This window comes from Rhodococcus sp. IEGM 1409 (genome assembly GCF_030056735.1).
Classification (GTDB): Bacteria; Actinomycetota; Actinomycetes; order Mycobacteriales; family Mycobacteriaceae; genus Rhodococcus_F.
On sequence record NZ_JASHKN010000019.1, the window covers coordinates 1 to 12,326 of the forward strand.

Sequence of the window (12,326 nt, forward strand, 5' to 3'; positions counted from 1 at the left end):
CGAGCGAACGACACTGTCGTCGCCTCAGATCGACCGAACGTACCGTTCACACGATGAACGAAAAGCGCGTGCCCACCGCAAGTCTCGTCACTCGAGCGCCAATCGCGCTACCAACCTGCCACGGGATCCGTCGAGCGTGGCTAGGCTCGGAAGAGGGTGCCCCGTGTGATCGGGCCCACCTCACCTGTGCACGCGTGATGACTACGGAGGCTTCGATGACCGATATTCTCGACCGCACCGAAATCTATGTTGATGGCGCCTGGATCGAATCCACTGGCAGCGGTCGGATCGACGTTCTCAATCCGGCTACGGAAGAGCTGATAGGAAAAGTCGCCGAGGGCACTGTCGAAGATGTCGACGCGGCCGCGAAGGCAGCACGAAAGGCATTCCCTGCTTGGTCTGCACTATCCGGCGGCGAGCGCGCCGAATATCTCTCCAAAGCTGCTGCGTTAATTGCCGAGCGTACCGATGATCTTGCGGCGCTGGTTTCGCAGGATATGGGCATGCCGATCGGATTCGCAAAGCCCGTACAAATCGGAATGCCGCTGGCGAATTTGAATGCATTTGCTGAATTGGCCCGCACTTATGATTTCGACGCACACGAGGTCGGGAATTCGCTGATTGTTCGCGAACCGGCGGGTGTTGTCGGCGCCATCACTCCCTGGAACTTCCCGCTCCACCAAGTTGTCTTGAAGGTTGGCGGTGCGCTCGCCGCAGGCTGCACCGTGGTTCTCAAGCCTACTGAGGTTGCGCCTCTCATCACGTACGCTCTCGCTGACATCTTCGACGAAATCGGTTTGCCTGCAGGTGTATTCAACCTGGTGAGCGGATACGGCCCGGTAGTGGGTGAAGCCATCGCCGGCCACCCCGAAGTCGACATGGTCTCCTTCACCGGATCGACTCGGGCCGGCAAGCGAGTGGCCATCGTGGCTGCGGACACCATCAAGAGGGTCTCGCTCGAACTGGGCGGCAAGTCCGCGAACGTCATTCTGGACGACGCCGATCTCGAAAAGGCTGTCACGGATGGCGTCGCAAAGTGCTTCATCAATTCGGGCCAGACCTGTTCGGCGCTGACGCGCATGTTGGTTCCCTCGGAGAAGATGGACGAGGCAGCGGCAATTGCTGCTGCGGTAGCCACTCATTTCCAGGTAGGTGATCCGACTCAGCCCACTTCGGTGCTTGGACCTCTGGTGAACGCGAATCAGCTGGGGCGCGTTCGCGGATACATCGAGAAGGGCGTAGCCGAGGGCGCCACTGCGGTTGTCGACGGTCGCGAAACCGGATTGGCCAGTGGGTATTTCGTCGGGCCGACGGTGTTCGCGAATGTGACCGAAGATATGACCATTGCGCGCGAGGAGATCTTTGGACCGGTCCTCTCGATCATGGGTTACAAGGACGAGGCCGACGCAGTGCGGATAGCCAACGGGACCGAATACGGTTTGGCCGGCGGGGTCTGGTCAGGTGACCCCGATCGCGCGGATCGCGTCGCACGGCAGCTGCGGGCCGGGCAGGTCGAGGTGAACGGCGGTGCGTTCAACATCAATGCGCCGTTCGGTGGATACAAGCAGTCGGGTGTCGGACGCGAGGCAGGCACGTTCGGGCTCGAAGAGTTCCTCGAGATCAAGGCAATTCAGCGTTAGTCGTTCGAGAATGGCGATGCTCCCGTACCAAGTACGGGAGCATCGCCATTTTTGTACCCGGATCAGGACTTGGCTGCATCCAGATGCTGAGCCGAGACATTCGCCAGATGCGTCAGGTCGGAGGCTACGGTCGCGAAGGTGTAGCCCTCCGCGAGGCGTTGTGCAGCAACCTGGCCGGAAGGTGTGTGGATCCCGGCAGCCACCCCGCTGACGGCGGCAGCTTCGCGCACACGGGCGAGCGCGGCTTCGAATTCCTCGGACACATCCGGATCGTTGGAATGCTTACCGCCGACGGCGATTCGTAGGTCGGACGGTCCGACATACACGCCGTCCAATCCGGGTACAGCACAGATCTCTTCGACGTTCTCCAGGCCTTGTGGGGTTTCGATCATCGCGAAGACGACAGTGTCGCGGTTCGCGTCGGCGGGAACGGGGCCGATACGGAGTTGCGAGCGCATGGGCCCGTAAGAGCGGATGCCGAATGGCGGATACTTGGCGGCCGCCACGGCGGCCGCGGCCTCTTCGGCATTGTTGATCAGGGGAACGATGACGCCGACAGCGCCCGCGTCGAGTGCTCGTCCGATAGGCGTCGGGTTGTTTGCCTCGACGCGCACCATCCCGACGGTGGACGGTGACGAGTCGATTGCGGTGAGTCCGGCGACCATCCCCGAATAGCCGATCAAGCCGTGCTGCATGTCGAGGGCGATGTAGTCCCAGCCGACGTGCGCTATCCATTCGGTCGAGATCGGACTGTCGATGACGGACCAGTATCCGAGAATGCGTTCGCGTCCTCGGATGCGTGCGGCGAATTGTTGTGCTGACATAGCGGAGAGCTCTCCTGGTGAAGGTGGGGTGTTCAGCGGTTGTAGTTGGGCATGGGACCACGCAGCGCGGAACCGACGAGATCACACTCTTCGATGATCGAGGCGTCCAGTGGTCCTCGCCCGATAGCCGCGATATTGGATTCGAGGTGTGCGACTTTGGATCCGCCGAGGAGCACTGACCCCGCTGCGGGTTTACTGACCAGCCAGCGCAACGCAAGCTCGGTCATGGAGATGCCCGACTGCTCTGCGATCGCCGTCAGCTGAGCGATCGCGTCGAATATCTGCGTGTTCCAGTACCGCTCCTTGTACATCGATGCCAGACGGGAGTCGCCGAATCGGCCGTCGGAGGGGCTTTCCTCGAAAGTGTGACGTCCGGTCAACAGTCCACCGCCGAGTGGGTTGTAGACCATTGTGGTCAGTCCGGTGACTTCCGCGAATTCTGCGTACTCTTCTTCGATGCGACGCGCAAGCAAGTTGTAGAGCTGTTGTGCCACGATCGGTCGAGGAGCGCCGACTGTGTCTGCGGTGTAGTTGATTTCGCTGATCTGCCAGGCTGCGAAGTTGGAAACGCCGAGTGTGCGAATCTTGCCCTCCGCAACCAGTTCTGCGACGGTCGTGAGAGTTTCGGTCAGTGTGACGGTTCGGTCCGGCTGGTGAAGGTAGAACAGGTCGACGTAGTCGGTGTCGAGCCGCCGCAGGCTTGCTTCGACACTTGCCCTGAGCCCCTTTGCCGAGAGTGGGCTGTTGTCGCCGGCATCGGGGTGTGGCATTCCTGCTTTGGTGGCCAGAGTGATGGAATCGCGTCGGCCGTGGAGCAGTTTTGCCAGCATGCGCTCGGACTCGCCGCCCGCATAGCCGTTGGCCGTGTCGATGTGAGAGATACCGGCGTCGAGTGCGGCGTCGAGCATCGCGCCCGCACCCGCAACGTCGACGGTATCCCCGAAGGTCATGGTGCCCAGCACCAGTTTCGGAAGCTCGAGTGGGGCGGTCATCAGGCAACTCCTCGTGATTCGATCTGCTTGGCCAGCAAGTTCTTGGACAGTGCGGCCACTACGTGGCGTGGTTTGATCCCGACCATCGTGGTGGGGTCGAGGGCCGCACCACGTAGTGCGCGGGTGTACGACTCGCGTGGGCTGGCGAGAACTGCTTCTGTGGACCCGCTTTCGACGATGGTGCCCTTCGACATCACAACCACCGTCTCGCTGATCTCGCGCACCACTCCCAAGTTGTGTGAGATGAAAACGTACGTCAACCCGGTATCGGACTGGATCTCTCGCAGCAGTTCGAGCACCTGCGCCTGGACTGAAACATCCAGGGCGCTGGTGGCTTCGTCGCACACCAACAGTTCGGGTCCGCTGGCCAGTGCCCGGGCGATTCCGATGCGCTGACGCTGACCGCCGGAGAACTCTGCTGGACGCCGGTGTAGTGCAGAGGTGGGCAGGCCAACGCGATCGACGAGTTCTGCTGCAGCTTTGGCGCGTTCTGACTTGCTTCGAACGCCTTTGAGGCGGAGTGGTTCTCCGATGATGTCCTCGGCAGTGAGATGGGGGTCCAGTGATCCGTACGGGTCTTGGAACACCATCTGCACGCGAGAACGGAAAGGGCGCAGCGACTTCTCGGACATCTGCGCGATGTCAACGCCGTCGACGAGGATGCGTCCGCTGGTCGGGGTCAGGAGCCGAACGATCGAACGGGCAATCGTCGATTTGCCACAACCCGATTCACCGACGATGGCAAGTGTCCTGCCCTTCTCGACCGAGAAGCTCACTGTGTCGACCGCTCGGAAGACTCCGTCGGGAACCGGGTATTCGACCACGAGATCTTCGACGGCGAGAAGTGGCGTTTCGTGGCGGCTCATGCCGAGGCTCCGATCTGTGTCGGCTGGGACTTGGTGGCCGGATCGCCATCCCAAGGGCCGAGGTGAGGAATAGCGTCGAGAAGCTTTTGTGTGTAAGCGCTTTGCGGCTTGTTGACGAGGTCCTCGGCTCCGCCGGTCTCGACGAAACGGCCGTCCTTCATGACGTAGATCCGATCCGAGACCAGCCGCGCAACTCCGAGATCATGAGTGATGACCAGCATTCCGATCCCGGTCCGTTCCTGCAACTCGAGCAACAGGTCCAAGATGCCGGCCTGGACGGTGACGTCCAGTGCACTGGTGGGCTCGTCGGCGACGATGAGGGCTGGACCGGCAGCAAGTGCTCCGGCGATCAGGACGCGCTGCAACATTCCACCGGAGAGTTGATGCGGATACTTGTCGAGCTGCTGCTCCGGGTAGGGAATGCGTACCTGCTCCAGTAGTTCGACGGCTCGTTCAACCTGCTGTTTCTTGGCCGTAATCCCACTGTGCCGTACTGCTTCTCGGAGTTGGCTTCCAACGGTGTGGACCGGACTCAATGCCGTCATCGGGTCCTGGGGGATCAGGGCGATGTGTCTTCCACGAATCTCGTTCAGGATCTTCGTTTTTCCGAGAATATCCTGGCCTTTGAACTCCGCTCTGCCGGAGAGAACGGCAAGATCGTCCGGCAGGAGCCCGAGGATACCCATGGCGGTCGTCGACTTACCCGAGCCGGATTCACCGATGATGGTGACGGTTTCGCCTGCGTCGATGCAGAAGGTGACGCCGTCGACGGCCCGGATGACTCCGGTTGCGGTGACGAGTTCGATCTGGAGGTCGTCGACCCGAAGTAGATTGCCCATGACTCAACCCTTCTCTTTCTGGGCGCTGCCACGCCCGAACAGGTTTGCGCCCAGTCGCTTCGATCCTGCCGGACGATCGCGTAGGCCGTCGCCGAGCAGGTTCACTCCGACCACCAGCAGCACGATCATCAGACCGGTCAACGTGACGATCCACCACGACGTCGTGATGTAGTCCTGTCCGTCGGCGATGATTCGGCCCCAGGTCGCAAACGGACGTTGAGGACCGGCGCCGAGGTAGCTCAAGGAACTTTCCAACAGAACGGCCTGAGCTAGCAGAAGCAGGACGACGAGCGATGCCTGCTTGACGATGTTCGGAACGACGTGACGAAGCAGGATGGCCATGCGAGTAAGTCCGAGAACTCTAGCCGCTGCGACATAGGGCTTTTCGCGTTCCACGAGTACCAGCGAGCGTGTCAGTCGGGCGACTTCGGGCCACTGCGCGATCGCGATGACGAAGGTGATCACGGGAATGGACGGGCCGAACAGGGCAACGACGAGAAGCAGCATCATAAGCAGAGGCAGAGAGAGTTGCGCCTCGAGAAGGCGGGAGATCACGGTGTCGACCCAGCCGCCGAAGTACCCCGCGGCGGATCCGGCGACGATGCCGATGACACCGGAGACGATCACGGCGAGAATACCGATTGTCAAAGACACCTGGCCGCCGTGCAGGATTCGCGAGAGGAGATCTCGTCCCAACTGATCGGTGCCGAACAGATGGCCGTCGGTGAGCGGCGCGAGTCGCCGACGGCTCAGATTGGTCTGGTTCGGATCTGCCAGGGGGAGCAACCCGGCCAATGCAACGGGAAGAATCACAAGCAGCGCGCAGATCGAGCCGGCCCAGATCTTGACCCGGCTGTCTCGTTTACGACGTGTGGCTCCGGCGCGCGCGAAGTCTGCCTCTGTAACCGCGCTGGGACGTGGAGTTGTGGGAGGTTCCAAGACGGTAGTCATCAGTTGGCGCCCTTTCCGAGTCGCACGCGTGGATCCAGGAGGGGGTAGAGGAGGTCCACTGCCAGTTGTACGAGCACGGCGAGAACTGCAGTGACAAGCACGGTGGCCTGGATAAGGGGGTAGTCGCGCGTCTCGAGCGCGCGTACCACCAGGGAGCCGACACCTGGCCAGGCGAACACGACCTCGACCACCACAACGCCGTTCAGCATTCCCGCGAATCTGGTGCCCAGCGCAGTGACGATGGGAATTGCCGAGTTACGCATCGCATATTGCCAGGTAAGTTCGCGTTCGGATACACCGCGAGAGCGTGCGACGGTGATGTACGGCGAAGCGAAGGCCGAGACCATTTCGCGCCGAACCATCCGGGAGATCAACGCGATCTGAAGGATGGCGATAGTGACGGTGGGCAGGATCAACGACGGCCACGTGGTGAATCCGGCGGCAGGTAGAACCGGGATGAGAACCGCGAAGATCGTCACCAGCATCAGGCCGCTCCAGAACTCCGGCATGGACTGTCCGCCGACGGCCACGACGTTCGCACCGAGTTCGCGTCGGGTGTCCGCGTGGCGGGCCATCCACACGCCCAACGGAATCGAGAGCACAGCGGTCAACAGGATGGAGCTGACAGCCAGGGTGATGGTGTACGGAAGTCTGCCGAGGACGACGTCCATGGCCGGCGCCTGGAACGAGTATGACGTGCCGAGATTCAGGTGAAGGAGATCCCACAGGTAGATCAGGTACTGGGAGAACACCGACTTGTCCAAGCCCATGTCAGCACGGATCTGTGCGAGATCTTCTGTACTGGCCAAGGGGCCGGCCAAAGCGTAGGCAGGATCGCCCGGTGCCATCCGTATCAGGACGAATACTGTTGTGAGCGTGAGGAAGATCGTCAGTGCGCTCTGTGCGAGACGTTTGAGCACGTATTTGACGGTCGGGTTCACCTTTGCACGACGCGGGGAGATTCCGAGTGACGTGTGCGGTTTCGGAGCGGTGAGAGTCATCGCCTCAGGCCTCCAATCGGACGGCGCCGAGGTCGTAGGAGTTGATGGGGGTCAGTGAAACATTCTGAACACGAGTACGTTTCGCAAGCAGAGCGTTCGGTACGAAGCTCCACAAGCAAGGCCAGGTCTCCCAGATGTCCTGCTGCGCTGCATCGAGGAGAGCGGCGCGCTTGGTCGGGTCCGGTTCGCTGGATGCCGCTTGGATCTTCGCGGTGATTTCGGGGAAGACGTACCCGTGATAGGTATCGCGAGTTGCTTCCTTCTCCGCTGTGCCCGCGTACATCCCCTGAAGGGTGGTCAAGGCGAGTCCGGTCTGATTTCCGTAACCGTTGCCGAGGACATCCCAATCTCCGGTCTTTCCCTGACGCCACGACGAGATGTCTCCGCCCGGCTCGAACTGCTGGAGTTTGACGCGCACTCCGACTGCCTTCATCATCTCGAGCACCGATTCCATCACAGAGACGTCGTTGGTGAACTCGCCGGTTTCCCAGATGAAGGTGAGTTCGAGGTCGTTTGCGCCCTCGGCGTCGAGCATCTGCCGGGCCCTCAGTGGATCATATTGGTAGGTGCCGGTTTTCACAGCTCCATCCAAGGTGGACGGGGCTGGACCGGTGGCAGGCACCGCGGACCCGATCAGTACGTCCCGGGCGAGCGACTCGCCGTCGATGGCGTAGGTCAGTGCCTCGCGGACACGCGGATTGGACAGTGGGTGATCGGCGGGCTTGCGGAAGTTGAAGAACAACTGGTTGATGCGCGTGCTCGGCACGGTGTCCACCTGGACGCCGGGTAAGTCGGCGAGTTGTTCGGCGGAATCCGGACTGATCGAATCGATGACGTCGACCTCGCCGCTCCGAAGAGCGACGACGCGGCCGGCCTCTTCGGGAATGAAGCGGACCTGGACACGGCGAACGCCGGGAGCGGGTCCCCAGTAATTGTCATTGGCGACAAGCGTGTAATCGCCTGTGCCCCGGTTTGATTCGCTGACGATGAACGGTCCGGACCCGATTCCGCTCTGTAGCTCGTTAGGTTCGTTGGCCGCGGACGGGGTGATCAAGATGTTGGACATGAGCGAGTCCAGAACAGGTACAGGGGAGTTCGTTCGGAGGATGAATGTGCGCTCGTCGATCGGAACCACCGTCGGCCACTCGGGGAACTGCGGAGCGACAAACGATCCACTGACCTGTTGGTACATCTGCATGGCGGTAGCTACGTCGTCGATCTGCACGGGTGTGCCGTCGGAGTAACGGATGCCCTCGCGGAGTCGAACCGTCCACTCGGTGGGGCCGGTCGATTCGAACCTGTCGGCGAGAACGAGCTGCGGCGTGAGGTTGTCGCCGATCCGGGTGAGCCCCTGCCTGACGCCACGTTGCGCCGTGACTGCTGCATCGAACTGGTTGAGCTTGTTGTCGAGGCTGACGAGTGAACGGTTGAGTCCGAGCGCCAGGGTGTCCCGCGTCGGCTTCCCGGTGGGGCCGGCGCAAGCGGCAGTCGAGCCCAGAAGCGTTGCGCCACCGATCAGCCCGGTGAACTGCAGAAAGGATCGCCGGGAGAGCTGTGGTGTTCGCAAACGAGTATTGGTCATCGGTGACCTTTCGATCCTGACGGGGCAGCGTGGGGGCGACTCTCCGAGCGGATTGTTGGTGAACAATCGTCTCGGGCTCTCGCTTGTAACTCAGCTCACAATGGCACTGTTGCGCAGTTCGCGCAAGTCCCGTAACTTCAATTGCGTACTTCGCGCATCGATTGCGATGCTGTGCATACTCGATTCAGACCGAAAGGGGGTCGAGGAATTCGATGAAACCGCTGGTAATCATTGCTGATGATCTTTCTGGAGCTGCGGAGTCAGCCGCAGGATTTCTGCTCCGAAGTTCCGGAATATCGCTTCGACTCGGTCCGGGAGAGCCTGATGAATCGGGTGTGACAGTTTTCGATCTGCATTCACGACGATCCGACCCCACCAGAGCCTCTCGTGACGTGAGATCAGTTCTGCAATCGTCCGCAGGCTCCGAAATCGTGAAGAAGATCGATTCTCTACTCAGAGGCAACGTGGCTGCGGAGGTTGCGGAGCTCTCCCTCGACGGATCTCCGGTAATCGTCGCCGCCGGATTGCCAAGGCAGGGGCGCACGGTGCGAGGCGGAGTGGTGTTCGTCGAGGGGGTTGCGCTGCACGCCACCGACCTGTGGCGCGCAGAGTTGATGCCACCGCCTCGATCGATTGCAGAGGCGCTCGGACCGTCGGCAATCACTTCTGGCGTATCGCTGGCCGACATTCGTTCCGGAAGATTGGGCCAGGTTCTTTTACCGACCTCGGAGGGTGGGTCGGTGGTGATCTGCGACGTCGAGACCGAAGATGACCTTGATCTGATTGTGGCTGCAGCACAGCAGATTCCGCAGGCTCGTCTGGTAGGAACATCCGCGCTCGCAGCGGCAGTGGCCCGAATAAGGACCGTGCAGTCGCCAATCGTGCGTCCATCTCTTCGTGATTCTCGATGCACTTTGGTGGTTGTGGGGACAGCGGATGTATCGGCGAGGGACCAGGTGGCGTTGCTTCGCGATGCAGGTACGCGCCACATCGAGGTGAACAGTGCTGAACTCCTGGCACATTCACTCGATCCGGTGCCGATTCTGAATGCATTGGAGCAGGGGAGCGTGGTGGTCTCGGTGAGTGGACCAGTCGTGCCGTCAGATTCCGTCCATCTCGCTAAGGCACTCGCCGAGCTGATCGGTGCCGTCGATGAAGGCTTCGCCGGCGACGAACACCCGATTGACTTGGTCCTCACCGGTGGCGAAACCGCGCGCAGCGTTCTCGACCACCTCCGGATCGACAATCTGTCACCGGTCCACGAAATCGAACACGGGGCTGTTCTTTCCGTCGATCACACCGGTCGGTACATCGTCACGCGGCCAGGGAGTTTCGGGGATGTACACAGTCTTTGCTCCATAACGGAGTTTCTCGCGCACCCCACTTCGGTTGCCGCTCCGGACAGTCCACCTTCAGTGAAACCTTCAGACAACGAGGTCAATCCCATGTCAATCGAATCCACCCCACTGCCGCTGATCGCTGTCACGATGGGCGACGGCGCCGGCGTCGGGCCGGAAGTGATCGTCCCCGCACTCCTCGACGACGAAACGAGAAAGCGTTGCCGCCCGGTTGTTGTCGGCGACGCGAAGCGCCTGCGTCTGGCCGCCGAGGTGCTCGGAATCGACGTCGACGTGGTCGCCGTCGAGGAGATCAAGGATGCTGAATTCATCGATGGACGGATCAACGTCATCGATCTGGACTTGCTACCTGACGATCTCGCGTGGGGTGAACTGTCGGCAGTCGCGGGAGATGCGGCCTATCAGTACATTCGAGTTGCAAGCGAACTCGCTGTTCGCGGTGAAGTTCAGTCGATCTGCACCGCGCCGCTGAACAAGGAAGCGCTGCATGCGGCAGGGCACATCTTCCCTGGTCACACGGAATTGCTTGCGCACCTGACCGGCACCGAGGAGGTGTCGATGATGTTGTCGACGCCCAAGCTCAAGGTCATTCACGTGACTACACACATCGGACTGCTCGACGCGGTCGCCAGGATCGAACCGGGTCTGGTGGAGCGGACCATTCGTCGAGGTCATGAAGCGTTGGTGCGCACCGGAAATTCGTCTCCGAAGATCGGCGTCTGCGGGATCAACCCGCACGCAGGGGAGAATGGACTCTTCGGTTACGGGGAGGAAGAGCAGAAGATCATCCCCGCCGTTGAACTGTTGAAGGCAGAAGGAATCGACGTCCACGGTCCTCTGCCGGCGGATACCGCGTTCTTCCTGGCCGGCCGTGGTGACTACGACTTGATCGTCGCGATGTATCACGATCAGGGACACGGCCCGGTCAAGGTCCTTGGTATCGAGGCCGGGGTCAACATCACTGTGGGCTTGCCGGTCATACGAACCTCCGTCGATCACGGAACCGCATTCGATATTGCCGGTAAGGGCATCGCCGAGGCCGGTAGTATGGTCGAAGCGCTGCGGCAGGCGGCCGAATTGGCAACCAGCACATTCGTTTCCAAGTAAGCACCAGAGTTCGTAGGGGGAGGAGCGATGGCCATCCGGGAGTCGGAGGCGAGGCGGTCTGAAATCGCAAGACTTGCGCGCACGAGTGGTCTGGCCAGCGTCGAGGACCTCTCGGCTCAGTTCGGGGTCACCGCGTCGACTATCCGTCGAGACCTGAGTCAGTTGACTGCTCAGGGACTCATCGCACGCACCTATGGCGGGGCAATTGCAATCAATCCCCATCCGGAATCATCTCTGCGTCAGAGAGCGATGGAGGGATTCGATGCCAAGCGGGGGATTGCAGAGTGGGCTGCCGAGCAGGTCCGGCCCGGAGAAACCGTGCTCCTGGATGCAGGCACCACTGTGGGCGCGATGGGCGAGTTTTTACGTCACGTGACGAATTTGACGGTGATCGCTGCAGGGCTGACAGCGCTCGAAGCGCTAGCCGACGCTGATGGTGTCCGAGTCGAATGTCTCGGCGGCACCTTGAGGCCGCTCAGCCAAGGATTTGTCGGACCACTCGCCGAAGCGTCGTTGCAGAGGGTGTCGTTCGACAAGGCATTCCTCGGCGCCGACGCAGTTACCGCTGACCTGGGCATTTGTGAAGCTGAGCTCGATCAGACCCGGCTCAAGGAAATGATGATCGAGCGTGCCGGCGAGGTCTACATACTCGCGCACTCCGCCAAACTCGGCGAACGTCCTTTCCATGCGTGGGCGCCGATACCGCCGGGGGCCGTGCTGGTCACCGATGCTGGGGTAGACGCAAAGCAGGTCGCGTTGTTCGAGGCCGCGGGGATCAGTGTCCAAGTGGTGTGAGTCCGCGACGGTTGGCCAACGGGCCGTGGTGTCCGGCGTCACATGTTGTCCGAATCGACGAAGTTGGGTCGCCGTAGGGGATCTAGCTGGGGAAACGGGCAACCTCGAGTCCCTGACCTGAGGATTTGTCAAAGACTTCAGCGGACGCGTAACTTATTCCAAGTCAGAGCGACACGGACACCGACTCCCGCTTCACAGCGAGTGACACGAGGTTGTACGAAGTGCCTGACCAAATTTCGAAGTAGTTTCCATCGTGTATGGTTGTGCTTCACCTCCAGTTTTTCTTCACAAGGTTCCGGTTTGCGCCGGTGACCATGTTGGGATAGGCTGGGAAAGTTGCCCCGGAGCGGCGGCCGTAGGGTCGTGGTGAT

Annotated in this window: 10 protein-coding genes; 3 read left to right on the plus strand and 7 right to left on the minus strand. The window is 61.0% G+C overall.

The features are described from left to right. Window positions 1-215 precede the first annotated feature (215 nt). Window positions 216-1,640 carry an aldehyde dehydrogenase family protein gene (locus QM716_RS29065; RefSeq protein WP_283307706.1) on the plus strand — a complete coding sequence of 475 codons (1,425 nt, stop codon included), beginning with the start codon at window positions 216-218 and terminating at the stop codon, window positions 1,638-1,640. A gap of 62 nt (window positions 1,641-1,702) precedes the next feature. Here the strand turns inward: QM716_RS29065 and QM716_RS29070 are convergent, their stop codons facing one another. From QM716_RS29070 to QM716_RS29100, 7 genes are read right to left on the minus strand one after another with little or no spacing between them, the layout of a single operon-like run. Beyond that, window positions 1,703-2,464, minus strand: coding sequence for an HpcH/HpaI aldolase family protein (locus tag QM716_RS29070; RefSeq protein ID WP_283307707.1), 762 nt, complete (start codon window positions 2,462-2,464; stop codon window positions 1,703-1,705). A gap of 32 nt (window positions 2,465-2,496) precedes the next feature. Then, entirely contained in the window at window positions 2,497-3,456 is a 960-nt protein-coding gene (locus QM716_RS29075) for an aldo/keto reductase (RefSeq protein ID WP_283307708.1), read from the minus strand. After that, window positions 3,456-4,322: an ATP-binding cassette domain-containing protein gene (locus tag QM716_RS29080; protein WP_283307709.1), complete on the minus strand. Its 867-nt coding sequence runs from the start codon at window positions 4,320-4,322 to the stop codon at window positions 3,456-3,458. The genes QM716_RS29075 and QM716_RS29080 overlap by 1 nt, the downstream gene beginning before the upstream one ends. Then, window positions 4,319-5,161, minus strand: a complete 843-nt coding sequence (locus QM716_RS29085; RefSeq protein ID WP_283307710.1) for an ABC transporter ATP-binding protein — start codon at window positions 5,159-5,161, stop codon at window positions 4,319-4,321. Before QM716_RS29085 ends, QM716_RS29080 begins: the two co-directional genes overlap by 4 nt. 3 nt (window positions 5,162-5,164) lie before the next feature. Then, entirely contained in the window at window positions 5,165-6,112 is a 948-nt protein-coding gene (locus tag QM716_RS29090) for an ABC transporter permease (protein ID WP_283307711.1), read from the minus strand. Further along, a complete protein-coding gene (locus tag QM716_RS29095) occupies window positions 6,112-7,113 on the minus strand; it encodes an ABC transporter permease (RefSeq protein ID WP_283307712.1) in 1,002 nt (333 codons plus the stop codon). The genes QM716_RS29090 and QM716_RS29095 overlap by 1 nt, the downstream gene beginning before the upstream one ends. Before the next feature lie 4 nt (window positions 7,114-7,117). Beyond that, window positions 7,118-8,695, minus strand: a complete 1,578-nt coding sequence (locus QM716_RS29100; RefSeq protein WP_283307713.1) for an ABC transporter substrate-binding protein — start codon at window positions 8,693-8,695, stop codon at window positions 7,118-7,120. A 212-nt stretch (window positions 8,696-8,907) separates the two neighbouring features. Between QM716_RS29100 and pdxA the strand changes: the two genes are divergently transcribed. Both pdxA and QM716_RS29110 read left to right on the plus strand, forming a co-directional pair. Further along, window positions 8,908-11,160, plus strand: coding sequence for a 4-hydroxythreonine-4-phosphate dehydrogenase PdxA (gene pdxA / locus QM716_RS29105; protein WP_283307714.1), 2,253 nt, complete (start codon window positions 8,908-8,910; stop codon window positions 11,158-11,160). Window positions 11,161-11,187: 27 nt separating this feature from the next. After that, window positions 11,188-11,955: a DeoR/GlpR family DNA-binding transcription regulator gene (locus QM716_RS29110; protein WP_283307715.1), complete on the plus strand. Its 768-nt coding sequence runs from the start codon at window positions 11,188-11,190 to the stop codon at window positions 11,953-11,955. The last annotated feature ends 371 nt before the right edge of the window (window positions 11,956-12,326 follow it).

Excerpts from the sequence above, each read along its gene's own strand:
- QM716_RS29100 (WP_283307713.1), bottom strand. The coding sequence starts at position 8,695 with ATGACCAATACTCGTTTGCGAACACCACAGCTCTCCCGGCGATCCTTT.
- QM716_RS29110 (WP_283307715.1), top strand. The coding sequence starts at position 11,188 with ATGGCCATCCGGGAGTCGGAGGCGAGGCGGTCTGAAATCGCAAGACTT.
- QM716_RS29080 (WP_283307709.1), bottom strand. The coding sequence starts at position 4,322 with ATGAGCCGCCACGAAACGCCACTTCTCGCCGTCGAAGATCTCGTGGTC.
- QM716_RS29095 (WP_283307712.1), bottom strand. The coding sequence starts at position 7,113 with ATGACTCTCACCGCTCCGAAACCGCACACGTCACTCGGAATCTCCCCG.
- QM716_RS29070 (WP_283307707.1), bottom strand. The coding sequence starts at position 2,464 with ATGTCAGCACAACAATTCGCCGCACGCATCCGAGGACGCGAACGCATT.
- pdxA (WP_283307714.1), top strand. The coding sequence starts at position 8,908 with ATGAAACCGCTGGTAATCATTGCTGATGATCTTTCTGGAGCTGCGGAG.
- QM716_RS29090 (WP_283307711.1), bottom strand. The coding sequence starts at position 6,112 with ATGACTACCGTCTTGGAACCTCCCACAACTCCACGTCCCAGCGCGGTT.
- QM716_RS29065 (WP_283307706.1), top strand. The coding sequence starts at position 216 with ATGACCGATATTCTCGACCGCACCGAAATCTATGTTGATGGCGCCTGG.
- QM716_RS29075 (WP_283307708.1), bottom strand. The coding sequence starts at position 3,456 with ATGACCGCCCCACTCGAGCTTCCGAAACTGGTGCTGGGCACCATGACC.
- QM716_RS29085 (WP_283307710.1), bottom strand. The coding sequence starts at position 5,161 with ATGGGCAATCTACTTCGGGTCGACGACCTCCAGATCGAACTCGTCACC.